The organism is Catelliglobosispora koreensis DSM 44566 (genome assembly GCF_000379685.1).
Lineage (GTDB): Bacteria > Actinomycetota > Actinomycetes > Mycobacteriales > Micromonosporaceae > Catelliglobosispora > Catelliglobosispora koreensis.
In genome coordinates this window covers 92,852-117,882 of sequence record NZ_KB903257.1, presented here as the reverse complement: position 1 = coordinate 117,882, position 25,031 = coordinate 92,852, and the positions used below count along the sequence as shown (strand labels likewise).

At 64.3% G+C, this 25,031-nt stretch carries 21 protein-coding genes and 1 pseudogene; 7 read left to right on the top strand and 15 right to left on the bottom strand.

Annotation, left to right across the window (positions count from 1 at the left end; translation table 11 throughout):
- Window positions 1-306: 306 nt before the first annotated feature.
- Window positions 307-1,374, bottom strand: a complete 1,068-nt coding sequence (locus tag A3E1_RS47195; protein ID WP_020522205.1) for a hypothetical protein — start codon at window positions 1,372-1,374, stop codon at window positions 307-309.
- Window positions 1,375-1,380: 6 nt separating this feature from the next.
- On the opposite strand from A3E1_RS47195, the gene A3E1_RS0118055 reads away from it, so the two are divergent.
- Window positions 1,381-2,055 carry a hypothetical protein gene (locus A3E1_RS0118055; protein ID WP_245571249.1) on the top strand — a complete coding sequence of 225 codons (675 nt, stop codon included), beginning with the start codon at window positions 1,381-1,383 and terminating at the stop codon, window positions 2,053-2,055.
- Here the strand turns inward: A3E1_RS0118055 and A3E1_RS0118050 are convergent.
- The 12 genes from A3E1_RS0118050 to A3E1_RS0117995 all read right to left on the bottom strand — a co-directional run bounded on the left by A3E1_RS0118050 (window position 2,052) and on the right by A3E1_RS0117995 (window position 14,401).
- A complete protein-coding gene (locus A3E1_RS0118050; protein WP_020522203.1) occupies window positions 2,052-3,221 on the bottom strand; it encodes a DUF6745 domain-containing protein in 1,170 nt (389 codons plus the stop codon). The two genes, A3E1_RS0118055 and A3E1_RS0118050, sit on opposite strands and share 4 nt — an antisense overlap.
- A complete protein-coding gene (locus A3E1_RS0118045) occupies window positions 3,221-3,541 on the bottom strand; it encodes a hypothetical protein (RefSeq protein WP_020522202.1) in 321 nt (106 codons plus the stop codon). The genes A3E1_RS0118050 and A3E1_RS0118045 overlap by 1 nt, the downstream gene beginning before the upstream one ends.
- 41 nt (window positions 3,542-3,582) lie before the next feature.
- A complete protein-coding gene (locus tag A3E1_RS0118040; RefSeq protein ID WP_026208553.1) occupies window positions 3,583-4,389 on the bottom strand; it encodes an HAD family hydrolase in 807 nt (268 codons plus the stop codon).
- Between the two features lie 19 nt (window positions 4,390-4,408).
- Window positions 4,409-5,410: a non-homologous end joining protein Ku gene (gene ku, locus A3E1_RS0118035; protein ID WP_026208552.1), complete on the bottom strand. Its 1,002-nt coding sequence runs from the start codon at window positions 5,408-5,410 to the stop codon at window positions 4,409-4,411.
- 16 nt (window positions 5,411-5,426) lie between these two features.
- On the bottom strand, window positions 5,427-6,071 hold the full coding sequence (locus A3E1_RS0118030; RefSeq protein WP_020522199.1) for a hypothetical protein: 645 nt from the start codon (window positions 6,069-6,071) through the stop codon (window positions 5,427-5,429).
- Between the two features lies 1 nt (window position 6,072).
- Entirely contained in the window at window positions 6,073-6,633 is a 561-nt protein-coding gene (locus A3E1_RS0118025) for a TetR/AcrR family transcriptional regulator (RefSeq protein WP_026208551.1), read from the bottom strand.
- A gap of 44 nt (window positions 6,634-6,677) precedes the next feature.
- Window positions 6,678-6,953 (bottom strand): DUF3040 domain-containing protein, encoded by a 276-nt coding sequence (locus A3E1_RS40830; protein WP_020522197.1) that lies wholly within the window; start codon window positions 6,951-6,953, stop codon window positions 6,678-6,680.
- Window positions 6,922-8,589 carry a beta-galactosidase gene (locus tag A3E1_RS40825; protein WP_157631586.1) on the bottom strand — a complete coding sequence of 556 codons (1,668 nt, stop codon included), beginning with the start codon at window positions 8,587-8,589 and terminating at the stop codon, window positions 6,922-6,924. Before A3E1_RS40825 ends, A3E1_RS40830 begins: the two co-directional genes overlap by 32 nt.
- Before the next feature lie 2 nt (window positions 8,590-8,591).
- Complete coding sequence (locus A3E1_RS0118010; RefSeq protein WP_020522195.1) at window positions 8,592-10,844, bottom strand: TIM-barrel domain-containing protein; 2,253 nt, start codon at window positions 10,842-10,844, stop codon at window positions 8,592-8,594.
- 10 nt (window positions 10,845-10,854) lie between these two features.
- Window positions 10,855-11,757, bottom strand: a complete 903-nt coding sequence (locus A3E1_RS0118005; protein WP_020522194.1) for a carbohydrate ABC transporter permease — start codon at window positions 11,755-11,757, stop codon at window positions 10,855-10,857.
- On the bottom strand, window positions 11,754-12,671 hold the full coding sequence (locus tag A3E1_RS0118000) for an ABC transporter permease (RefSeq protein ID WP_020522193.1): 918 nt from the start codon (window positions 12,669-12,671) through the stop codon (window positions 11,754-11,756). The genes A3E1_RS0118005 and A3E1_RS0118000 overlap by 4 nt, the downstream gene beginning before the upstream one ends.
- 74 nt (window positions 12,672-12,745) lie before the next feature.
- The gene (locus A3E1_RS0117995; RefSeq protein WP_020522192.1) at window positions 12,746-14,401 is read right to left on the bottom strand and encodes an extracellular solute-binding protein; all 1,656 of its coding nucleotides are present in this window, start codon (window positions 14,399-14,401) and stop codon (window positions 12,746-12,748) included.
- A gap of 159 nt (window positions 14,402-14,560) precedes the next feature.
- Between A3E1_RS0117995 and A3E1_RS0117990 the strand changes: the two genes are divergently transcribed.
- The 4 genes from A3E1_RS0117990 (at window position 14,561) to A3E1_RS0117975 (ending at window position 21,807) form a co-directional block, all read left to right on the top strand.
- On the top strand, window positions 14,561-15,769 hold the full coding sequence (locus A3E1_RS0117990; protein ID WP_026208550.1) for an ROK family transcriptional regulator: 1,209 nt from the start codon (window positions 14,561-14,563) through the stop codon (window positions 15,767-15,769).
- Between the two features lie 155 nt (window positions 15,770-15,924).
- Entirely contained in the window at window positions 15,925-18,534 is a 2,610-nt protein-coding gene (locus tag A3E1_RS0117985) for a glycoside hydrolase family 3 protein (RefSeq protein WP_020522190.1), read from the top strand.
- Window positions 18,534-19,523 carry a LacI family DNA-binding transcriptional regulator gene (locus tag A3E1_RS0117980; protein WP_020522189.1) on the top strand — a complete coding sequence of 330 codons (990 nt, stop codon included), beginning with the start codon at window positions 18,534-18,536 and terminating at the stop codon, window positions 19,521-19,523. The genes A3E1_RS0117985 and A3E1_RS0117980 overlap by 1 nt, the downstream gene beginning before the upstream one ends.
- A gap of 25 nt (window positions 19,524-19,548) precedes the next feature.
- On the top strand, window positions 19,549-21,807 hold the full coding sequence (locus tag A3E1_RS0117975; protein WP_020522188.1) for a WD40/YVTN/BNR-like repeat-containing protein: 2,259 nt from the start codon (window positions 19,549-19,551) through the stop codon (window positions 21,805-21,807).
- Window positions 21,808-21,855: 48 nt separating this feature from the next.
- On the opposite strand, the gene A3E1_RS0117970 is transcribed toward A3E1_RS0117975, so the two are convergent.
- Both A3E1_RS0117970 and folE read right to left on the bottom strand, forming a co-directional pair.
- Window positions 21,856-22,926 (bottom strand): lytic polysaccharide monooxygenase, encoded by a 1,071-nt coding sequence (locus A3E1_RS0117970; protein WP_020522187.1) that lies wholly within the window; start codon window positions 22,924-22,926, stop codon window positions 21,856-21,858.
- Window positions 22,927-23,049: 123 nt separating this feature from the next.
- Window positions 23,050-23,646 (bottom strand): GTP cyclohydrolase I FolE, encoded by a 597-nt coding sequence (folE, locus tag A3E1_RS0117965; protein ID WP_020522186.1) that lies wholly within the window; start codon window positions 23,644-23,646, stop codon window positions 23,050-23,052.
- Window positions 23,647-23,738: 92 nt separating this feature from the next.
- Here folE and A3E1_RS0117960 point away from each other — a divergent pair, with 92 nt between their 5' ends.
- Window positions 23,739-24,413, top strand: coding sequence for a helix-turn-helix transcriptional regulator (locus A3E1_RS0117960; RefSeq protein WP_020522185.1), 675 nt, complete (start codon window positions 23,739-23,741; stop codon window positions 24,411-24,413).
- Window positions 24,410-24,997: pseudogene (locus A3E1_RS48455) on the top strand (alpha/beta fold hydrolase); the annotation flags it as partial. The gene A3E1_RS0117960 and the pseudogene A3E1_RS48455, both read left to right, overlap by 4 nt.
- Window positions 24,998-25,031 lie beyond the last annotated feature (34 nt).

Genomic DNA, 25,031 nt, shown 5'->3' with positions numbered 1-25,031 from the left:
GCCGACGTGTTCCTCGAACTCCTGGAAGGCAAGCATGCCAGCGCACCAGCCGGAGTCATGCAACTTGAAGTCACCGTGGAAACCCTCGCCAGGCTGGACAACAACCCCGGCAAACTCGGCACCTACGGCCCCGTCGCCGCCGGCATCGCCCGCCAAATCACACTGTCGCACCAAGACAGCCAATGGCAATACGCCGTCCGCGCCAACGACGGCGCACTCCTCATGCAGGGCCTCACCCGAGCCCGGCCACCCGCACAAAACCCCACCGACCGCTTCGCCAACACTGCGCTCACACGGTGGATCCGGCTACGCGACAGAACCTGCCGCGCACCAGCGCGCGGCTGGGGCGACTTTGGTCAACCAGGCTGCCGCTTCTTGATCACTCATGTGTCTGTCCACAGTGACCGCCGGATACATGAGGGGGTAAGCACGGCCCAAATTCCAGCCGCGCACATACGGCGGTGGATCGAGCACGATGACACGCACGCCATCAAATCGCGGAATGTCGTTGGGCAGGTCTTCGTTCCAGATCCATCTCCCGTAGGCGTCGACAAGGTTGAACCGCCCCTCAATCCCGCCCGGCTGAAGGTCTTCACCGTCGGTCGCGGCTATCACCCACTCGCGGCGCGGCGGAACGCCAGCGATCCAGCCCTGCGCTGGGTCGCCGATCAGGTGAGCGGCAAGCAAAGTGTGCAGCTGGAACACGTCACCGACACCACCGATCGTCAGCTCATAGCCCCGGCGGCTTTCGCGGTGCAGCACGACGAACTTCTCGTCGTCGAGCACTTGCAGCAGACCATAAAGCCACTGACTGCTGCCGATCACTTCGCGGGTCGTGCCTGCGGCGACGGTCAGCCGTTCCCAGTGCGGAACCGCCTTGCGGGCCACCTTTTGCTGTAGCGGCAACAGTAGCGAAGGAATCCACTCGTTGATGGTGAACCACGCTTCGGCCCGCTGCCGTGACTCTTCAGAGGTCAGGTGCTGCATGACGAACGGGATCTTGCCGCCATCGTCAGAGTCTGGCAGCTCTCCATGTCCTTCAGCGTCCCAGGTCTCCTGGAACGCACAGGCAAGCTCAAGGCCCTCGGAAACCCGCGACACCAACGTTTCGAAGGCGACCAATGGATCGCCGCCCAGCTCCACCAATCCCGCGGCGAGCTGAGCCAAGGTGACGCCCATGCCAAACGGCACAGTGGCCAGGACCGGCCGCAATGTTTCCAGCCCAGCGGTCAGTTCCTCCGGCGAGGCTTTCGGGGCGTGCTTAAACACAGCTTGTGCCGCTTTGCCAAAGGCCCGTTCGTCGGCCCGCTTCAGCGCTTCGACAGCGTCGTCGATGAGGTCTGGCAAGGACTTTTGCTCACGGTTCCATAGCATCCGGGCATGCTATCCAAGGATGGGTACGCCGTGGGGTCGCTAGAGTTGTCTCCCATGGGCGGCAAGCTGAGTCACGTTTACTGGATCGGCGGCGGTTCCGGGGGTGGCAAGTCCACGATGACGCGAAAGCTGGCGGCCCGTTACGGCCTGCGTCCGTATGTCACCGATGAGGTGATGAGCGACCATGCCCGGCGCGGCGATCCAAGCGAGGCTCCCTTGCTGCAAGAGTTCATCGCGATGGATATGGATGAGCGCTGGCTGAACCGTTCTCCGCAAACGATGCTGGACACGTTTCACTGGTTTCATGGTGAGCTGTTCGATCTGATCGCTGACGACTTGCGAGAATTCCCACCGCACCCGCGTGTTATCGCTGAAGGCTTTCGGCTGTTGCCACACTTGGTGAAGCCGCTGCTGCCCGAACCGCATCATGCCGTGTGGCTGATCCCGACGCACCGGTTTCGGGCCGCCGCGTTCGAAAGCCGTGGTTCGCTGTGGAACATCGCGGGCCGCACGAGTGATCCCGAAAAGGCGCTGCAGAACCTGTTCGAGCGGGACCGCATGTTCACCGAACATCTGGCAGCCCAGGTGCGCGCGCTCGATCTGCCGCTCATCGAGGTCGACATCACGATGAGCGAAGACGAACTGACCGAGCGCGTCGCTGAGTCGCTGCGCCTGGGCTAGGTCTGCTGCGTTGGAGCGTATTCCTGTTCGGACAGCCCAAACGTCCAGGCGACACCACCACGGGCTGTTCGCGTTTGAGGCGGCACACGCAAGAAGTAGGTGCGGAACGAGCCGTCAGGCTCGGCGGTCGAGTTGATGACCTCAACCATGACGAGCGGTTCGTCACCAGGAATGTCCACGCGCCACAACGTGCCGTATTCATCCGCGTGCTGGCGCGCCGCACCAGACTCCCGCAGGTAGCGGTCAAACCCGAAGTGTTCCAGCATGACCCGGCGCACCTCGGCGTTGGACTCGTCCTGAATCCGCTGCACCGTAAGGTGCGGCAACTCGGCCGCGACCTCAGCCGGGATCGGCATGCCCCGCCACGAGTGCAGACCGTAACCGTCGGGATAGGACAGTGCAGGCCCGTCACCGTTGTGGAGCCGCCCGAGATTATCCCGGTGTACTTCGACGTGCCGATCCGAAAGCACAGCAACGTTTTCGAACGCCCACCACCAGCCCGCGTTACGAGCGACCAGTGCCAAGCCAGCCAAGTCGGTGCTTGTATCTTCAAACGCGCCAAGCCAAGCGGCATCGTGCTGACCGAAGATGACGTCTAACAATGCTTGCTGGCACGGTCCGGCAAAGTCGCCCGCCTCCGCGGCGAACTGCGCACCCAGCCGAGTGCGCAGCGGCGTGGCGATCAGGTCAACAAGCTGCTGCCACGGACGGCGTGCTGTCGCCAGCCAGTGCCGCGCGAAGCCGGTCGCACCAAGGTCGGCCATCAACGCGGCCCGCGCCTGAGCCCATGGCCGCGTGCGCACCTTAGGCCGCACCGAAAGGCCCAACTCGAGAGACGCCCAACCCGCCGACACCGCAGCCCGGTCGCCATCGCCGCCTGGCAGCGAATGCCGTGTCAGCTCGGCCGTCAAGGAACGGGCGACGGCCGTGTAGGCCCCGGGCAGCGGCGAAAACAGAAAGGAGGCCGGCTCGCGGAGGATCGCTACAGCGACTGCGGCCGCGAACGGCGATCCAAACCAGAGGATGTGTTTCGGGGCCGGCGAACCAGCGGCTGCATAGGCCAGCTGCACGCCCTTTTCGGCGGCAGCGCGATCGGTAGCGGCCGAGCGAAGGCCAGCGTCTAGCCAGTCCTCGGCCCGCTCGGCGAGGAAGATGTCGTCAGTCATTAGTCAGCGACCGGCCTAATGGCACCGGGGAAGTATTCGCGCTGCCGCACCACACGGTAGGCACCAGCCCCGAGGGCGATCGGGCCGTGCTCTTCGTGACCGAGCCGCCCGTAGCCTTCGATCAGCAGGTAGAGCCGCTCTGGATCGTCAGGTGGGCACAGCAGCGACACCCGCTCGCCGGTCACGACATGGGCGTGGCCAGTGGCCTCACCAAGCGCCAGCACCATGCGGTTACGGCGGTCCCGCGGGGCCTGCACCAGCCCGTTAGGTAACTCTTCACGCGGCATGGGCATCACTAGCACGTCACCCTGACGAAACATCGTCAACTCCGTATAACCAGTCTGCTGTGGACGGTCACAGGCTACCGCCCACGGGTGACAAAAACGTCCTCCAAGACGGCAGCAACCCCGTCGGCATCGTTACTCGCGGTCACGGCATGGGCGCTGGCCAGCACAGACGGATGTGCGTTGGCGACGGCGATGGCACGTCCGGCCCAGCGCAGCACGGGCAGATCATTGGGCATGTCCCCGAAGGCGATCACTTCCGCCGCCTCGACACCCCACCGTGCGCACAGCTTGGCCAGCGTATCCACTTTGGACACTCCAGCAGCGTGAATCTCCAGCATGCCGCTCGCGCCGGAATACGTGACTTCTGTGCTCGCGGGCAAAGCCAAAGCGACTGATGCCAGCACCTCGTCGGTAATCGTGCCCGGGATCCAGGACATCAGCTTCACGCACGCCTCGGTGCTCGTCCACAACTCCGGCGTCGACGTCACCGATCGACGCGACACCTCGCGAGACGCGTTGTGCAGCCAGCCCGGCCCAACGATCGCTACTTCCCCGGTCTCCAGTGCAAACGCGGCGTCCGGCAGCACACGCGTGACCGCTTCAGCCGCGAGAGCGGCCGCTTCCACCGATAGCGGCCCGGCAACCGTTGACACATCACGGTCCAAGTCGTAGACGATGGCACCGTTCGAGCAGATGGCAATCCCCGACAGCCCGGCTTCTTGGGCGAGCATCCGGGTGAACCTGGGCGGGCGCGCGGTCACGATAACGGTGCGGCCGCCGGCATCCGCCACCATCCGCAAAGCCGCGACCGTGCGCACCGAAACTGTCGCGTCGGACCGCAGCAGCGTTCCGTCCAAATCCACCGCTACTACCCGGAACATCTGGGCAGCATACCGGCGGCTAGGCCGCGCGCTTGCGCCCGGCTGTGCTCTTTCTGGCCGTCGTCTTCTTGGCAACGGCTTTCTTCGCCGGAGCCGACTTCCGCGCCGCCGAAGCCTTCTTCGCGGGAGCCGACTTCGCGGACGTCGCCTTCTTAGCGGGAGCCGATTTTGCCGGAGACGACCTTGCAGGAGAAGGCTTCCGGGCCGCAGTGGTTTTCTTGGCTGAGGTGCCTGAGCGTCCGCTGCGGGCTGCTTCGACGCTGCGGCGCAGCGCTTCCATCAGGTCCGTTGGCGTTGTTGGCTCGGGCGCTCCCTCGGCGACCGTGATGTCGCCGCCCTTCTGCTTCTGCTTGATGAGCTTCTTGACCCGGTCGGTGTAGGTGTCGCGGTAGTCCTTCGGATCCCACTTGCCGGCCATCGAGGCGATCAGCTCACTGGCCATCTTCACTTCCTGCGGCTTGGCCTTGGCCCGCGCGGGAACGTTATCCAGCAACTCTTTCGGGTCCCGTACCTCATCGGCGAAGAACATCGTCTCGAGCACGAGCAGATTGTCATCGGGACGTATCGCGGTGAGATATTCCTTGCCCCGCATGACAAGTGTGCCGATCGCGGCCTTGTCCTGCTTCGCCATCGCGTCACGCAACAGCGCGTAGGTCTTGGCGGTTTCAGTGCTTCCAGGGCCGAGATAGTAGGACTTCTGGAAGTAGATCGGATCGATCTCGCTCAGCTCCACGAACCGGTGTATCTCCAGGCTGCGTGAGCGGCCAGGGGCGATCTCGTCGAGTTCATCCGGCTCCACCATCACATAATCGCCCTTGCCGACTTCCGCGCCTTTGACGATGTCGGCAAACTCGACTTCCTTGCCGGTCTGCTCGTTCACCCGCTGATACCGGATCCGGTCTCCCGTGCCCTTTTCGAACTGGTGAAATCGCACCTCATGTTCCTGTGTGGCCGAATACATCGCCACCGGCACGGACACCAGGCCGAAGCTAATCACTCCACGCCATATCGGTCTCGCCATGCCGGTGGCGTACCCATCACGCAGCCGGTTCAATCCGGTTGGCCCGCCACAGTGTCGCGGCCAGCCAGAACAGGCCTGCCCCGAGGATGATCCCGTGGGCGATGCGCGCGGCGGACGGGGTGAAGAACTGCGGCAGGAACAGGGCGTAGCCGATGCCGAACAGCAGCCCGCTATAGCGCGGCAGCACACCTGAGCGCCAAACGGCCACAGCGGCAAGGACTCCGGCGACGGCTAGCAGAAGCAGTCCGCCAGCGAACATTGACATCGCGAGCGGCTGGTAACGGAACGCCTCCGACGCGGCGACGACATCGATCGGCTGGCCACTCGCGGTCTGCTTGGCGATGGTGTGCAGGCCGAAGTCCTCCGCACCGTAATACGGCAGCACTAGACCAGCACCAAGCCAGGAAAACACCAGCGCCAGGAACGCTGTTCGCTCAGCCTTCGTCTCACGCAAGGTTTTCCGCAAAGCCAACATTCCAGCTGGTACGAGGATGAAGCCGATCATGGCGAAAAAGTGGGAGTAGACCCACGATGACGATGACAGTGACGCGATAGCACCGTCCAATGTGGTCTCGTCGTGCCAGGGCCGCACGGCGGGGTAAAGAATGAACATCACACCGGCCAGAGCTGTTGCCAGGGCACCAAAACGAACGCGGGACATGTCAGATCTCCTTGTGAAGGGTGGTGAGGTACATCTGGATCAGGTTTTCGTAGGTTTCGTCGAGGCCTTCGGGCAGACCAAAGCCACCTCTGGCTTCGATGTCGGTGAACCCGTGCGCGATGGCACGCAGGCAGCGCACCGCGTGAATGGCCACGGAGCCTTGCAGACCATAGCCGCGCAGCACCGCTAGGAACACCTCAAGCAGCCGTTTCCCGGCGGCAGCCGCCGCTGGATCGTGCAGCGCGTCGATAGGCATTGCGGCGTAACGGGCCGGATGCTGGCGCACGTAGCCCCGGTAGGACAGCATGAGTGCCCGCACGGCGTCGTCTTTGGACCGCCCCATCACGTCTGCCGTGAACTGAGCCGTGACGTCATCGAGCACGCGCACTCCCAGCAGGCTGCGCAGCTCAGCCAGGCTGGCGACGTGTTTGTAGAGCGACGGGGTAGCCACACCCGCCCGTGCCGCGACAGCGGCGAGCGTGAGCGACTCCAGCCCGTTCTCGTCTATGTAGGCCAGTGCCGTGTCAACCACGGCACTGGCCGAAAGGCCCGCTCTAGGCATGACAGCTCTCTTGGCTAACGTTCATAGCCATTAAGCTAATGGCCTTAGCTTGGCTTGTCAAGGTCCTTCGCCGTCGCCCGGTACCGGGCAAGGGTCCCAGCGGCGAACATCAATGCGGGGAAGATGGCGAGGATGGCCAGTGCCCACCAGCCTTTGACGACGACGGCGGTGAGCACGGCCGCACAAGCGATCAGCGCGAGCAGCACCCACGCCATGGCGCGCTGATAGGGCCGGGCCAGCCGCTTCGCCAATTTCGGGTCCGCGGTCTCGAGTTCCCGCTCGATGGCCTCAAGCCGCCGCTGTTCCTCGTCGCTCAGCATCGTTATTCAAGTCTCGCTCTTCCCAGTGGCACGGCGCCAGCCTGGCGACAAAGGTGACGTTGCCGTTTTGGTAGACGGCTGGACCCACGGCTGTCGCACTTACCGGCTCCACGTGGTCGACCCACAGCTCGCCGGGCGGAACGTCGAAGGTGCGCCCCGTGATGCGAGCGCCGATGAGGTCGTCCAGCGAACCCGGCGTGATCCGGGCGTGCTCGTCGGCTACCCCGCTGCCGCAAGTGATGACCAGCTTGCCGGTGTAAGAGCGAAGCGCGGCATGAGTCGCCGCCGACATGAGATACAGAGCCGGGACGACCACGAGACGGTAACTGTCCAAAGGCGCCCACGGCGGGATCACGTCAACGTTTGCATGCTCGCTGGCCAGGTGGATATGCCATTGGCGGACAACGGTTTCGTAGTCAACGTGACGCGTGGGCAGGTGCTCGCTTCGCCACGCCCACATGGACTCTTCGTCGTACATGACAGCCACGTCGGCGATGACCGCCACTGGCGCCTGGTCGGCTAGGGCTGCCCCGAGCGAGCACAGTTCAGTGAACACAGATGATGACGGGCCCTCGTGCGGGACCATCGCCGGGTGCCACTGTTCGGCACCGCCGCGTGAGGCACGCCACTGGAAGTACATGACGCCAACGGAACCCCGGTCCACATAGGAGCGTGCGGCAGCACTGATGCCGCCCGGTTCCAGCGAGCGGAGCACACCGTCGTGCACCGCGCCCGGGGCGTGTTCCATGAGCAGCCAGCGGCCGTCCGGGTGCCCGGCCGCGCGAGCCCAGCCGCGGGCCAGGTCTGCCACGAAAGCGCGTTCGCCCAGGGAGGTTTCCACGCTATGGGGATAGTGGTCGATCGCGACGAGGTCTACCTCGGTGGCGAAGCGGGCGTGGTCGACTGGTACCCACTGGCCTAGAACGAAGTTGGTCGTCACCGCAACATTGCCGCGAAGCTGTTCCCGTTGGGCTGCATAGTGTTCTGTGAAAGAGGCCGACAGGAACCGGCGGTAGTCCAGCTCCTGAGCCGGGTTGCGCAGATACTGGGTCGCGCGCGGCGGCAGGATCTCCTCCCAGTCGCCGTAACGCTGCGACCAGAAATCCGTGCTCCAGCAAGCGTTTAGCACCTCAAGCGAACCGTGCCGGGCACGCAGCCAAGAGCGGAACGCCACGGCGCAGTGGTCGCAAAAACACCACGTGCCGTATTCGTTGTGCACGTGCCACAGTTTCAGCGCCGGGTGCGTGCCATAGCGGGCGCCGAGCGCGGCGGCGATGCGCACGCTAGCGCAGCGATAGGCAGGCGCGTTGACGCAGTACGTGTCACGGGAGCCGTGTCCGAGCCGGATCCCCTCGCGGGTCACCGGCATGGCATCGGGATGCGAGCGGGTAAACCACGGCGGCGGTGACGCGGTCGGGGTGGCCAGGCACACGCCGATACCGTTGCGGTGCAATCCGTCCAGCACCTCGTCGAGCCAGCCGAAGTCGAACTCCCCTGGCCGCGGCTCCAACCGCGACCAGGAGAACACGCCCACGGTCACGAGGTTGACCCGGGCCTGGCGCATTAACTCCAGGTCCTCGGCCCACATCTCTCGCGGCCACTGTTCCGGGTTGTAGTCCCCGCCGAAATACAGCAACGTCAGGCCGCCCGCAGCGGGACGACACGGTCGACGCGGGCCGGGCCGTTCACGGTTACTTCACCGTCAGCGGAAACCGACACCGTCGTGATGCCATCGTCGTCACGGATCTCAGTAGTGCCTTCGCCGCCGCCCACACTGATGAGGGTGAGGGAGCCCCACGGTCCGTCGGGAATGGACTCCGCCGGCGGCACGGTCGCAATGAGCGCACCAACCCGGGCAAAAAGCGATGCCTGCTCCAGCGGTGGGCGGACCTGAACCGAACAAGGCCCGGTCACGACTTCCCCCGTCCACCAGTCCATCCACTCGCCTTCGGGGAAGTAGACCTCACGTTCCTGTTCCTCGTGCACCATCGGCGCGACAAGCAGATCGCGGCCGAGGCGGTACTGATGCTCGGCGCGCCACGCCAGCGGATCGTCTGGTGAGTCGACCATCATGGCACGCATCACCGGCTCCCCCGTCTCCGCTGACCGCAGCGCGGCCGAATACAGGTAGGGCAACAGTTCGTAACGCAACCGCAGCGCCTCGATCACGTGCTGCTCGACCGCCGGGAATTTCCACGGCTCACGGCTTGTCGTCCCATGGAAGCGCAGCAGCGGTGACAGGGCACCGAATTGCGCCCACCGCAAGAACAGCTCATCGGAGGGGCGGCCCGCGAAGCCACCCGTGTCGTGCGACCAGAACGGCACGCCGGACAAGCCGTGCGCCAAGCCGCCGTTCATCGAGCTAGCCATCGCCTCATACGTGCACATGGTGTCGCCGCCCCACTGGGCCGCATGCCGTTGCCCGCCAAGGTAAGACGAGCGTCCCCACACCATCGAGTGCCCGTGCACTTCCCGCGTCACGGCACTCACCGCGTCATTGAACAACAGCGAGTAGACGTTGTGCAGCTCCGTGCCGGACATGCCGTTGAATGCCACCGCGTCAGCGGGCACTCCCTCGGCGAAGTCCGTCTTGAACACCTGCACGCCTTGACGGGCCAAGGGCCGCAACAGGTCCTGGAACCAGGCGGTGGCGTCAGGGTTCGTGAAGTCGACGATGCCTCCCTCGGGATACGACCCGTGCCACGAGTCAGCCACATAAACCGATCCATCGGCGCGCTTGAGGAGATAACCGAGCGAAGCAGCTTCGGTGAAGCGGTCGGAGTTGACGCTCAGGTAAGAGTTCATCCACAGGCATACCTTGAAACCCTGAGCGGACAGTTCCTCCAGCATCGACGTCGGATCGGGGAACGTGACCGGATTCCAGCGCAGCTCTGACCACTTGCCGTCGGGCTGCCAATAGGTGTCCAGATGCATGACGTCACAAGGGATCCCCCGCGAGCGAATCGTTTTCGCCCGCTCCAGCACGGCTTCCTGCGTGTCCACGAAGAACCCTGACGAAATCCAGGAACCGAACGCCCACTTCGGCGGCGAAACCGGTGCGCACGTCAAGACGTTGTAGCGGCGCAACACGTCTGACGGCGTCGGCCCGGCCAGCACGTAGTAGTCCAGCAGATCGTCGGGAACCATGATCTGGGTGACGCTCTGTGTGCTGGCCCCAAAGTCGAACTCGATCGGCATGCCCGAGTCCACGACCACGCCGTAGCCACGGCTGGACTGATAGAACGGCACGTTCTTATAGGCCCGGTCGCCTTCGCTGCCGAACGCGTCGAAGTTCCACATCACGGGCCGCTGGCCGCGCTGGTTCAGGGCGGTGAACCGTTCGCCGGTTCCGACCAGCACTTCGCCGGGCGGCAGGGAAAACGTTTCGTGATAGGCGACGATCTGACCGTCCACTACCGACACCCCGAACGGAGCGGTCCGCATCCGGCCGGAAATGTCGACCACGCCCGCAGCCGTGCGCACAAGCAGCTTTCCGGTCGCGGTTTCGGTGAACCGGATGCTCCAGGGTTCGAGTGTGATCTCAGCGGTGAGGCTGCCCGCCCCGACGCGGACAACGTTTCCGTCTTGGGCAAGCTCCGCTGAGTACCCCCGCGAAGAAGTTAAAGGCAGGGCCTGGGCGCTGCGAGAGCTCGCCGCGGGGTCGGCACTGAGGCGGACCCTGATGATCCCCTCCGCTGCCGCAATCACCTGCGCGGTCAGCACTTCGCCGGTGCCGGTGTGCGCTTTGAAGGTCACCCCATTGGCCTCCAGCGCGGTCAGCGTGGCGTGCGTGATCGCCTGCGGGCCAGCCTCACCGCGAGCGCGGCGGGGCAGCTCTGGCGGATCAGCGCTGAAGTATTCGTGAGCGACCAGGGGCGGGCGAAACGGCATGAGCGAGTTCCTAACCTTTGATGGCGCCGAGCAGGATGCCCTTGGTGAAGTGGCGCTGCACGAACGGATACACGAGGAGGATGGGAATGAGCGTCAGGGTCACCACGGCCATCTGTATCGATAGCGGGGCGACCGCCTGATGCCCGAAATACTGGCCAGTCTGGGTGACGCCGGTGCCCGGCATCGCGTTGCCCTGCAGGGTGTAGGTGTAGATGACCATCTGCAGCGGCCACATTTCGTTGTCAGGCAGGTAAAGCAGGGCATTGAAGAAGGTGTTCCAGTAGCCAACGGCGTAGAACAGCGCGATAACCGCGAGCACCGGCCGCGAAGTAGGCAGCACGATGGCCCACAAGGTCCGCCAGTCTCCCGCGCCATCTATTTTGGACGCATCGATCAATTCTTGTGCGGTACTAGAAAAGAACGCCCGCAGCACGAGAATGTTGAATACCGACACCGCGCTGGGCAGGATGAGCGACCAGTAGGAGCCGTAACCACCCAGCGCCGCCACGACCAGGAAACTGGGAATGAGCCCGCCGCTGAAGAACATCGTCACGATGAGCAGCATGAGGATGAAGCGGTGGCCAAACGAACGTGAACGCGACAGTCCATAGGCGCACAGCACACTGACCACCATCGAGATGGCCGTGCCGATGATGGTGATGCCGAAGCTGACGAGCAGCGAGTGCATGACGAGCTGATTGCTGAAGATCTGCTCGTAGGCGGCCGTGGTCAGCCCGTGTGGCACCAGCACCAGCCCGCCAGCGATGTTGACGGAAGTTTGCGTCGAAAAGCTCGTCAGGACAACGGAATATATCGGCACGATGATGATCGCCAGTACGACGGTAATGACGGCCGTTTTGCTCGTCTGCCCCGCGATGGTTGGCTTTTCTTCCCAGATAGGTCTCGTTGTCATTTGCGGTACAGCCCGTCTTCGCCGAACAGGTGCGCGACCTTATTGGCTATCAAGATGAGGATGAGCGAAAGCACACCCTTGAATAGCCCGGCCGCCGCACCATAACTGAAGTTGTTGTTGACAACGCCATAGAAGTACGTGAACGTATCAAGGACTTCTGAGGCGTCGCGCCCCACCGCCTGTCTTTGAATCAGCATCTGCTCGAAGCCGACGGTCAGCGAGTTTCCGAGCCGCAGCACCAAAAGCAGCACGATGACACCACGCATGCCGGGCAAGGTGATGTGCCACAGGCGCCGCCACTTTCCCGCCCCGTCAGCGGCCGCGGCTTCGTAAAGGTTCTGGTCAATGGCGGCCAAGGCGGCGAGGAAGACGATGATTCCCCAGCCGGCTTCCTTCCACACCGCCTGACCCGTCACCAGATACTTGAATGTTTCCGGGTTGGTCATGATGTCCCACGTCGCCCAGCCATGTTCGCGCAACGCCGTGTTGAGCGGACCGGCACCGCCGAGCATCTGCTGGAAGATCGTGATGACCAGAACCCAGGAGAAGAAGTGCGGCAAGTAAACCACGGCCTGTACGAAAGACCGGATCTTGCTGCTGAGAATCGAGTTGAGGAGCAAGGCGAGCGCGATAGGCACCGGGAAGTAGAGCGCCAGTTGCACGGCGCTGAGCACAAGCGTGTTCTCGAGGGCATGCCAGAAGACCGGATCAGTCATCAGCCTCTCAAACTGAGCCAGCCCAACGAACGGGCTAGCAGAAAAGCCCGAGTAGATGTCGTAACTCTGAAACGCCGTCACGATGCCAAACATCGGCACATAGCTGAACACGATGAGCAGCGCCAGCGCAGGCAAGGTCATCAGCAGCAGCGACCGGTCCCGCCGCAGCTTTGCCCGCCAGCTGAGCTTTCCTTGCACCGTCTTTCTCCCTCTTCTGTGGACGCTCCCGGATCCGCTTCACCGGCCGGGTTGAGCGGATCCGGGAGCGTTAATCACTGACCTGTGCCGTACTTGCTGCGGATGTCGTCATAGAAGGTGCGCAGCGCGTCGCCGCCCTGGCTGCGCCACGTCTTGACCGCGTCGGTGAACGCTGACACCGGCTTTCGGCCAAACCGCACATCAGTGATGGTGTCCTCAACGGCTTGGCCGATTGACGAGTACTGCGACGGCTCAGTGATGTTCATGGCGAAGAACAGCGGCTTGACCGCGTACTTCACCATGTCTGCCTGCCACGCTCCAAAGTCCTTAGCGACCTGGGTGAATCCGCTGCCGACAGTGGTTGGGGTAGGCGCCGTAACGAGGAACTGGAATGTGGTGGCGACTTCCTTACCGCCGCGTTCCGTCAGCACCGGGTTGCCGTTTTCCATGTTGTAGGTGACACCGGCGGTGCCGAAGTTGACGGTGAGCCACTCGGCCGAACCATAAGGCGCGGCAAGGTAATTGGCGATCGACAGGCACTCTTTGACCTGGTCTTCTTTGAGTTTGCCGTTCAGGTAGCCGAACATGCCGGCCCCTGGGTTCAGCTCAACCGTGGGCGTGCCACTAGCAGACAGCAGCTTGAACGCCTGACGACGGTAGGCCGGGTTGGCCGCCGTGCCTGACTTGGCGTCGTCGCCGTTCCACGCGCCCGGGCCGTCGCCGCAAATGAGCACCTTGCCGCTCCAGAAACGCTGCTTGGCGTTCTGGCTTTGCCCAGCGATCGCGTCAGGGTGCATGTATCCCTTAGCGACCAGTTTCGCGTGCCAGTTAAGCGCTTCGACGATCGCTTCGGTCTCGTACTTATGCACGATTTTGCCGCCAGCGTCGAGCCCCCACTTCATGGGGAACTTGAAGACCTGGAACAGGTAGTCCCACATGCTGTCAAACGCCCACTGCCCAGCGCTGGAGCTGGTCAGTTCCTTCCCAAGCGCGTCAAGGTCGTTTGGGCTCTTGATGTTGTCGGGGTTGATGTTCAGCTTGTCGAACATGTCGCGGCGGAAGTAGTACGTGCCCGGGATGCCAGCGCCACCGGGATAGGCGGGAAGACCGTAAAGCTTGCCGTTCCAGACGCCGGCTTGCCATGCGCCGCCGGGAATGTTGGCGAGGTTCGGGTAGGCCTTGATCTTGTCGCCCGCGAGATAGGGCGTCAGGTCAGTGAACTTACTGACCGCCTGGCCGAAGTTGAGATTGGTGGTGTTCCAGCCCGGAATCATGATCCAGTCTGGAAGCTTGTCAGCCGCGAAGATTGGCGGAAGCGCCGTGCCGTAGTTGTTGCCGTCAGCGGGCTGAAGCTTAAGCGTGGCACCAAGTTCCTTGTTGACGGCCTCGTAATAGGCGTTGCCGCTCGAGGGCGGGATGGCGCCCCACAAGGGGGTCATCGTGGTGTAGGAGCCCCCTTTACCCGGGACGCCGGACACGGTCTTTACCGGGCTGCCCGGATAAGACAGGAAGACGGGGTCAGACACCGCCCCGTTGGCGCCGATGACACCGGCGATATCGGGCTTGACCGCGGTGTTCGGGACGTAGCTGGGCAGGATCTTGCTTAGGTCAGAGGTGCTCGTGGTGCCGGGCCCGGCGGCCGGAGTGCTGGTGCAGCCTGCGACGAGACCGCCCCCAGCGACAGACAGCGCACCGAGACCCGCGAGCGAGAGTAGCTGTCGACGGTCCACGGCATACTCCCTTCATTTGTCGAGGGGTTGGCTGTTAGAATTAGTTGGTCTTCCGGAGAAACAAATTAGCTGACGCCAGCCCACACCACAAGGCGTCGCTTCTGGACAGACATGACATGATGTGGCAGGAGGACAGATGCGCGTGAGGTGGAGCCCGCGGTGATCACCAATCAAACCGGTCCGCAGCCGGCCGACTTCGCCGACGTCCGGGCGACGAATCTCGCCGTCGTCTTGCGCTATATGCGCATGCACGCGCCGTGTTCCCGGGCCGACATCGCGAGCACGACCGGGCTCAACAAGTCCACTGTGTCCAGTCTCGTGGCCGACCTCATCGACCGCCGGCTCGTGCGCGAGATCGGCATGACCGAAGCCCGCGTCGGCCGCCCGGCCACGATGCTCGTGCTTGACGGCTCGGCATATGCCGCGATTGGCCTAGAGGTCAATGCCGACTACATGACGGTTGTCGCGATCGACCTGACCGGCGAGCGGCTGCTGTCGTGGCGGCGGGCCTTTTCCGGCACGTCATCGCATCCGGGACAGGCGGCCGCGTCGATCAGCGCCCTCGTCAAACGGGCCGTCTCCAAAGTGAGCAAAGACGGACGGCATACCCTCGGGCTCACCATTGGCGTGCCGGGACTTGTTGATGGCGAGGGGGTCGTGCGCCTGGCTCCCAACCTCGGCTGGCAAGACGCCGACCTGCGTTCGGCCATCCGCAAAGCGCTCGGCGATCCGTCCTATCCGGTCGATGTCGAAAACGACGCCAACCTCGCGGTGCTCGCGGAGCAGCGCTACGGCGGTTACGCCGAGACCGCCAACCTCATCTACCTCACCGGCGAAGTCGGCATTGGCGCGGGCATCATCAGCGATGGCCGTCTCCTGCGCGGACAGCGCGGATACGCCGGGGAATTCGGTCATCTGCAAGTCGATCCGGCCGGGCCGAAATGCGGCTGCGGACGCCATGGTTGCCTGGAAGCCCTGGCCGGCATCAGTTCTGTGGTGTCCCGGGCGCTGGCGACGCCAGCACCACAGGCCGCCGAAGTCGAACTCGACGTCGACGAAGTCGTGCGCCGCGCCAAGGCCGGAGATGCCAAGGTCCTCAAGACCCTCGCTGAAACCGGCCGTCATCTCGGCCATGGCATATCCACCGTCGCCAACCTCATCAACCCAGACGTGGTTGTCCTAGGTGGATACTTCGTGCGCCTGTCCCCTTGGCTGGTGCCCGAAGCAGTCGCTGAACTGCGCGAACGGTCCATCGCCCCCGACGCCGGCGGCACCCGGATCGTCGCGTCCAACCTGGATCTCGGTGCGGCGGCTTATGGTGGCGCGGCCCGGGTGCTCGATGCCATTGACTCTGGAAAACTTCCCTAGCCCTTGACGGCTTGGGAGCGCTTCCGGTAGACCTTCTGGACAAGTCCCCGAAACACAATCGACATCTACCCCAAGACCCATTGTTGAAGCGCTTCGACGATCGGCACTTTCGAAGCGCTTCGACGAACCGGGTTCACGACGGACGGTGGCCGAGCATGACCTCTGTAGAACACCTGCTCTCCCAGCTCACCTTGGACGAAAAGCTGGCGATGCTGCACCAGCACCAGCCCGCGATCGAGCGGCTGGGCCTCGGCGCGTTCACCACCGGCACCGAAGCCCTGCACGGTTTGGCCTGGCTTGGTGAGGCGACCGTCTTTCCGCAAGCGATCGGCCTTGGGTCCACTTGGGACCCTTCGCTCATCCGGCGCGTAGCAGAGGCGGTCGGCACAGAGGTTCGCGGGCTGCACGCCAAAGATCCCAGCAAGTGTGGGCTCAACGTGTGGGCGCCCGTGGTCAACCCATTGCGCGATCCGCGCTGGGGACGCAACGAAGAGGGCTACAGCGAAGACCCATTACTGACCGCCATCATGGGTGAGGCCTACAGCTGGGGGCTGCGCGGCGATCATCCGTTCTTCCTGCGGACAGCGCCAACACTCAAGCATTTCCTTGGCTACAACAACGAAACCGACCGGTGTACGAGCAACAGCAACCTGCCGCCACGGGTGCTGCACGAATACGAGCTGCCCGCGTTCCGCCGGGCCATCGCCTCGGGTGCCGCCGTCGCCGTCATGGCTTCCTACAACCTCGTCAATGGACATCCCGCGCACGTGACGCCGTATATCAACAGCCAGTTGCGCACCTGGACGGACGACGAGGTCTTTGTCGTCTCAGACGCATATGCCCCAAGCAATCTGGCCGACCCGGCGCAGCAAGGTTTCTTCCCCGACCACGCCACGAGTCACGCGGCCGCTCTGAAGGCCGGCATCGACAGTTTCACCGACCAGGACAACCGGTCTCACGTGACGATTGACCGTCTGCGGGAAGGCTTTGAGCGCGGGCTGTTTGATGAGTCCGATGTGGACAAAGCGGTCCGCCGTGCGCTGTGGTTGCGGTCGCGGCTCGGGGAATTCTCAGCGGACCACCCATACGCATTGGTTAGCACTGACGTCATCAACTGCACCGCCCACCAGGAGCTGGCGCTAGAGGCCGCCCGCGCCTCGGTCGTGCTGCTCAAAAACGATGGCCAGTTGCTCCCGTTGCGCCCCGGAAAGGTGGCTGTGATCGGACCGCTCGCCGATCAGAACCACACCGATTGGTACAGCGGCACGCTCCCCTACGCCGTGACTGTCCGCGCCGGGCTCGACGCCGCGTTGTTCCACGAAGGCGTCGACCGGATCACGTTGCACGGGCTGGGCACGTTCGACGTGTTCGACTGGTGCGACGGCGTGGTCACGCTGCGGTCGCTTTCCGGCAAGTTCCTTCGGGTCAACGAGGGTGTCGTGGAGGCCTCCTCTGACGGCCCGTCGGAGTGGGTCGTGCGCGAGATGTTCCGCCTGGAGACACAGCCAGACGGGACCGTCCACCTGGCACACCATGCCTCTCCCGGAAACCCTTGCTACGGCTACGTTCAGGCCGATCTCTCGCTCGCTGATGCACCATATGCCTTTGAGGTTGAACTGGTCGTTGACGGGGCTCTTGAAGCCGCCCAGCTCGCCGCCGAAGCCGACGCGGTGGTCGTCGTGCTCGGCAACCACCCGCTCATCAACGGCCGCGAAACCGAAGACCGGGTTTCGCTGTCGTTGCCGTCAACTCAGGAGAGCTTGCTGCGGCGCGTTTCTGAGGCCAATCCAGCCACCACGCTGGTACTGGTCAGCAGCTATCCCTACGCTCTTGACAGCACTGTTCCGGCCGTCGTGTGGACGTCACATGGCGGGCAAGAGCTTGGCCGCGCCGTCGCCGACGTGCTCACGGGAGTTAGCGACCCGGGTGGGCGGTTGACCCAGACGTGGTACCGCGGTATCAGTGACCTGCCCGACCTATTCGACTACGACATCATCACCAGCGACGCGACTTACCTGTATTACCGGGGCACGCCGCTCTACCCGTTCGGGCACGGGCTGTCCTACACCGACTTCGCCTACTCAGACCTGCGGTTATCGTCAGGCGCCGCGAAAGCTGGCGACACCATCGACGTGTCGCTAACTGTCACCAACACCGGCACGCGCCACGGCACTGAAGTCGTTCAGCTGTATAGCCATCAGCAGGAGTCCCGTGTCAAACAGCCGCTGCGGCAGCTGCGGGCGTTCACGAAGCTCTCCTTGGCGCCAGGTGAATCGGCTGCCGTGACGTTCGCTGTGGCTGTGGACGACCTGACGTTCTGGGACGTCACCACTGGCCGGCCAGTGCTCGAAACGGCACGGCACAAAATCATGGCCGGACGCTCTTCGGCTGACCTCCGGCTCACCGCGACACTGGCCGTGCACGGGACGGTCATCGGCACGCGGCAAGCGGTCGGCCGGCCCATCCAGGCCAGCGAAGACGACGAGTACAGCGGGATCGCCTTGACCGCGTCGGGTAGCACAGCTGTGGAAAACGGTGCCTGGCTTCGGTTTCAGGACGTCGACCTGACCTCCGCTTCCCGTGCGGAACTGATGGGCCAGGGCGACCCGGTTGAGCTACGCGTCGACGACCCGTTTTCCGGGCCGCTTCTGACGACCGCCGTTCCGGGGACCGAACAGCCATTGTCCACTGTGGACGGTGTGCACAGCCTCTACCTCGTCTTCCCCTCCGCTGGGACGACCGTCCAGGGCATGGTGTTTCGCTGATGGTGACGATCAACGATGTGGCTCAGCACGCCGGAGTCGCGGCGAGCACGGTTTCCTACGTGCTCAGTGGCAAACGGACGATCTCGGAAACCACTCGTGCGCGGGTGATGGCGAGCATTCGTACCCTCGGATTTCATCCTCATGCGGGAGCCCGCGCGCTGGCGAGCAACAAGGCCAATGTCATCGCCCTCGCCCTGCCGTTCCGGCAAGGCATGCACCTTCCGGTCCTCATGCAGTTCGCGACCGCTGTCGTCACCGCAGCGAGAGCGGCCGACCATGACGTTCTGCTGCTCACGGCCGACGAAGGTGCCGCAGGCGTGCGCCGGATCGCCAACAGCGCCATGGTGGATGGGCTCATCCTCATGGACGTGGAAACCCATGATCCGCGGGTACCCACCTTGCGTGAGCTTGACCGGCCAAGTGTTCTCATCGGGCTGCCCGCGTCGGCCGACGGATTGACCTGTATCGACCTTGACTTCACCGGCGCCGGAGAGCTGTGCGTGAACCACCTCGCCGGGCTCGGCCACAAACGTGTCGCGCTACTCGGCGCGCCACAAGCGGTCTACGACCGCGACACCGGATTCGCCCGCCGCACCCGCGATGGTGTCCTGACGGCTGCCCGTTCACTCAACGTGCACGCTGTCGCCCGCCCGTGCGAACCCACCTATGCCGCGGTGTTACGTGAACTGACAGCCCTGCCCAACGTCACCGGGCTCATCGTGCACAACGAAGCCGCGGTCGACCACGCGCTGACCGCCTTGCGCACCTTGGGCCGCCGCATCCCTGATGACGTTTCGGTCGTGGCGATCTGCCCCGACGAAGTGGCAGAACGTGCCACCCCTGAGCTGACCTCGGTTCCCATCCCTGCCACCGAAGTCGGCCAGCGTGCCGTCGAGTTGCTGATGAGCAAACTCGACGGCAACACGACCGCGAGCGTGACCCTGCTGACCCCCCGGCTGACGGTCCGCTCCTCAACGGGGCCCGCCTAATTCCCCTCTCAGTGGAGGCTTCTCCATGCCACAATTTCATCTCTCCCGGCGCGGTCTGCTCACCGCCGCCGGGGCCGTCACCGCGGGCGCTTTGTCGGCTCCCGCTTCCGCTTCGGCACCACGCGGCTACGCGTGGAGTAACGTGGAAATCGTTGGTGGCGGCTTCGTTCCCGGCATCGTGTTCAATCAAGCCGAGCCCAACCTGATTTACGCCCGCACCGACATTGGCGGCGCTTACCGCTGGCACGAACCGGCCGGGCGCTGGATTCCGTTGCTGGACTGGATCGGCTGGGAGCAATGGGGCTGGACCGGGGTCGCGAGCCTCGCCACCGACGCCGTCGATCCCGACCGTGTCTACGTGGCCGTCGGCACGTACACCAATGACTGGGATCCCAACAACGGCGCCATTTTGCGGTCCCGCGACCGCGGCCGCACCTGGAAGATCACGCCGCTGCCGTTCAAGCTGGGCGGCAACATGCCCGGACGTGGGCAAGGCGAGCGGCTCGCCATCGACCCGAATCGCAACGAGATCCTCTACCTCGGTGCGCCCAGCGGTCACGGCCTGTGGCGTAGCACCGATCGCGGTGAGACATGGTCCAAAGTAGACAGCTTCCCGAACCCGGGCACCTACCGCGCTGACCCCAATGACACGAGCGGCTACTCCAGCGACCTGCAAGGCGTGGTGTGGGTGCTCTTTGACCCGCGCACGGGAAGCCGGCGCCGCAAGACGCAAACCATCTACGCCGGAGTCGCCGACAAGGACAATCCGCTCTACCGTTCCACCGACGGCGGCCTCACCTGGTCGGCCGTCCCCGGCAGCCCGGCCGGATTCGTCCCCCACAAAGGGGTTCTTGACCACGTCAACGGCTACCTCTACCTGGCGACGAGTGACACGGGCGGTCCCTACGACGGTGGCAGCGGCCAGGTTTGGCGCCTGGAAACCGCGACCGGCGCCTGGGCCAACATCACGCCTGAGAACGGCAGCTGGGGTTATTCCGGCCTGACGATAGACAGGCAGAACCCGGGCACCCTCATGGTCGCCACCCAGATCGCCTGGTGGCCCGACGTCGTGTTCTTCCGCAGCACCGATCACGGGGCGACGTGGACCCGCGCGTGGGATTGGGGCGCCTACCCCAATCGGGTGAAGCGCTATGACCTCGATATCAGCGACTCACCTTGGCTTACTTGGAACGCCACTCCCCCATTGCCGGAGGAAGCACCGAAGCTCGGGTGGATGACCGAGTCCCTGGAGATCGATCCGTTCAACTCCAACCGTCTCCTCTACGGCACGGGCGCCACGATCTACGGCACGCGGAACCTGACCGACTGGGATGCCAATGCCACCGTCCACTTCGCGGTAACCGCCCGTGGGCTTGAAGAAACGGCGATCCTCGACCTCATCAGCCCACCCGTTGGCGCGCATCTGCTGTCCGCCGTCGGTGACGTCGGCGGCTTTGTGCACCACGACTTCGCCAACCCCGGGCTGATGTATGCCAACCCCACCACCGGCAGCACGAAGAGTCTCGACTTCGCGGGCCAAGCTCCCTCAGTGATCGTCCGCGTCGGCAACGGCGAGGGCCGGTTCGGTATCTCCCGCGACAGCGGCGCCACCTGGACTCCGGCCGCCACTCAGCCTTCGGGCATCACCGACGCTGGCCGGATCGCGGTCAACGCCAACGGCACCCGTGTCGTTTGGTCGCCTGACGGCGCGGCGGTTTCACTGTCCACAGACGACGGAGCCACCTGGACGTCCTGTTCCGGTGTGCCGCTCGGTGCGGCGGTCGAGTCAGACCGCTTTGATCCCAACGTCTTCTACGCGTTCCAGGCTGGCGTGTTCTACAAGAGTTCTGACGGCGGTGCGTCCTTCGCGTCGACCGGCGCCACCGGGCTTCCCGTTGAAGGCGACGTGCGGTTCAAAGCCGCTCCCACGGCTGCCGGTGACCTCTGGCTCGCGGGCGGCAAGGGCACCGTTTACGGCCTGTGGCATTCAGTCGATTTCGGGAAGACCTTCACCCGCGTGCGCCCGCTGACCGAGGCCGACAACGTCGGGTTCGGCAAACCGGCTCCTGGACGGTCGTACCCGGCGATCTACAGCAGCGCCAAGGCTTTCGGCAAGCGGGGGATCTTCCGCTCCGACGATGCGGGCTCCACCTGGGAACGCATCAATGACGACAAGCATCAGTACGCGTGGACCGGTGCCGCGATCACCGGCGACCCACGGGTCTACGGCCGCGTCTACGTCGCCACCAACGGGCGCGGCATCATCATGGGTTCCCCGAGCTGAGCCTGAACCGCGGGCCGTGCCAACGCACAGCACGGCCCGCGGTGTTACTTACGTTGTCGCCGAACAGGTGAGCGTCGGAGTTGGATTAGTGCTGTTCGTGCTGCCCAGGAACCCGAACGACGCCGTAGCGCCAGCTGCCAGGTTCTTGTTCCAGTCAACGTTGCTGACCGTCACATTGGGCGGCGGTGATACCAGCGACCCGTTCCAGATCTGGGAAATGGTCTGCCCAGCCCCAAACGACCAGCTAACCGACCAGCCCTGGATCGCCGACGAGCCGGCCTTGACCGTCACGTCGGCCTGGAAGCCGCCCTGCCACGCGTTGACGACCTGATACGTCGCCGTGCAGCCGCCCACCGGGTCCGAAGGGCTCGGCGTCGGGCTCGGTGTGCTTGTCGGCGTTGGGCTTGGCGTGGACGTCGGTGTCGGATCCACCGGCCCACCCGGGAATGTCACGTCACTGCACAGGAAGTAGGACTGATCCGAGTGACTGGCCCGCCAGATCGTGTAAATGATGTGGCGGCCGGTGCGTCCCGCGGCCGTTCCCGGGACCTGAATGGACACCCCGCCCGCGGACTCAGGCGTCCACTGTGACGCGGGCGTGTTGCCAATCTGGCCCACGAGTTCCAGATTTCCCCAGCCGAGCGGCTGAGTCAGCGCGTTGAACCCTTGCCGCGTCACATACACGCGGATGAAATTCGCGCCGTGGCTGGCCTGGTCATAGAGTTTGATGCGGAAACTGTTGGCGATCTGCTGCGTCCGCCAGGCACCGATGGCGTCCAGCGCGTTGTAGCGCCCGCCTTCGGCGTGACCGCCACTGCACAACTGTCCATCCGGGATACCCGCCGGGAAATTATCCGCCAGGCCTTCCCGGTAAAGGCCATTCCAGTTCCACATCGCGTTGGGGTTGGCTTGCCAGGCCTGCCAGCACATCGGGTCTTGCGTGGCCATGGCGGGATTCTGGAAATCACTGCCCCACCTTTGCCAGCAGCCATAATTCCGCGACGCCGGATCAACAACCGACCCGTGCGCGGAAGCTGTGCTAACCAGAGCGACGGCGGTCATGAGCGTTCCCGCCACTGCCGCCGCGAGCAGATGCAACACTTGCTTGCGTTTAGGCATCGAGCCTCCAGGGAGATGCGCGCGGATCGCCCCAACCCGCGCTCAGCAACTGCATGGCTCCCGCAGTGACTCGCTTAAATAGCCTCACATATTTGAATGATTCAAGTCAAACGCTACGTGTACTTACTGACCTGCGGTCCGGGTCAGGGCTAGGAACTCGGCGCGGGATCGGGGGTCGGAGCGCAGGATGCCTTGCATCGTTGAGGTGACCGTGGTCGTGCCGTTGGCTCGAACGCCGCGCAGGGTCATGCAGAGGTGCTCGGCCTCGATCACGACGCCGACTCCCTTGGGCGCCAGTGCTTCCGTTAGGTAGTCGGCGACCTGCTTGGTGAGCCGCTCCTGCACCTGCAGCCCGTGAGCGAAGTGTTCGACGGTGCGCGCCAATTTGGACAGTCCGACGATGCGGTCGCCAGGAAAATAGCCGACGTGCGCGACACCGATGAACGGCAGTAGGTGGTGCTCGCACACTGATCTGATCGGGATGCCGCGAGCGAGGACGAGTTCGTCGTAACCCTCGTCGTTGGGAAATGTCGTGAGGCGAAACGGGCGGGACGTGAGCAGCTCAGCGTAGGCGCGGGCGAGCCGGCCAGGGGTCTCGCGCAGGCTGTCGGAGTCGAGCCTGATGCCGAGCGCGGTCAGCAGGTCAGCCGCGGCTTGCTCGGCAGCAGCCATGTCGCGCTGCGGCACGCGTTGTTGGAGCACCAAAGGCGTCACGGTCATCCTATTTTCACTAATGAAAGTTGCTCTTAATCCGAATCCTGCCCCATGCGCGCCGGAATTTCAATAACGAGCATTGGTGATATTCTGAACGCGTGGATCAGACAGCCTGGCAGGCCGCTGCCGCGCTCCTCGACCCGGTCAGACGGGCGCTCTATGACTATGTGCGGCATCAGCCGTTGCCTGTCACGCGCGAACAAGCCGCTGACGCTCAGAGCATCTCCCGCAGCCTGGCCGCCTTTCACCTCGACAAGCTCGTGGAAGCGGGCCTGCTCGGCACCCGCTATGAGGCGCCAGCCGATGAGCCGCGCGGCCGCGGGCGTACACCCAAGGTTTATGAAGCAGCCGGAGCCGGTCTCAACCTGACGCTGCCCCAGCGCCGCTACGAATTGATCGCCAGCATCCTCACGGAGGCGATCGCCGCCCAGCCCGCGAACGCCGCGACGGCAGCCTGCGAACGCGCCCGGATGCACGGGGAAAAGCACGGCAAAACCCTTACCCGCCAACGGCATCGAGGCGCGGTCGCGATGCTAGCCAAGACGCTCAGCGAGCTCGGTTATGAACCAGCGCAACAGGACACGGCGACCTTGGTCATGCTGAACTGCCCGTTCCACACCCTCGCCGTCAGCGAGCCAGCGCTGGTGTGCGCGCTCAACCACGCGTTCGTTGACGGCATTATTTCCGGTGCGGGCGAGGAAACCCTGCACGCCGAACTGGTCCCCCGCCCCGGCGGCTGCTGTGTGCGGATCACGGCTGACAAAGCTCCATGACGCTTCCCGAAACCTCGCAGCTGACCCGTGCCGACGGGACCGTCTTGCGCTATTGCCTTTACGGCCCAGCCGATGGCCACCCTGCGGTCTTCCACAGCGGGTCGCCGAGCAGCCGCTGGAAGTGGCCCACGCTGATCGATGCCATGGAGCGGAGCAAACTTCGCGTGCTCGTCTACGACCGGCCGGGATACGGCGGTTCGACCCGCCGCCCGGGCCGCACGGTGGCCGACGCGGCCAACGATGTGCGATCGCTGGCCGATGCACAGGCGTGGCAACGGTTCGCGGTCTTCGGCGGCTCAGGGGGCGGACCGCACGCGCTGGCCTGCGCGGCACTGCTCGCTGACCGCGTCACTCGATGTGCCGTGCTCTCAGGCATCAAGCCCGCGGATCCCGGCGCGCCACAGCATGACGAGACAGAGCTGCGATCCCGGCTCGCCGAAGTTTCGGCGGAAATCATGGGTCGCATCGACGATGGCGGTCCAGAATTGCCAACCGAAACAGGGCCTCCAGCCCGCGACAATCCAGACGCTATGACGCGCCTGCGGGCGACCTTTATCGACGGGACAGACGGCTGGGTCGACGACAGCCTCGCTTCGCCCAGCCGTGGGGTTTCAAGCT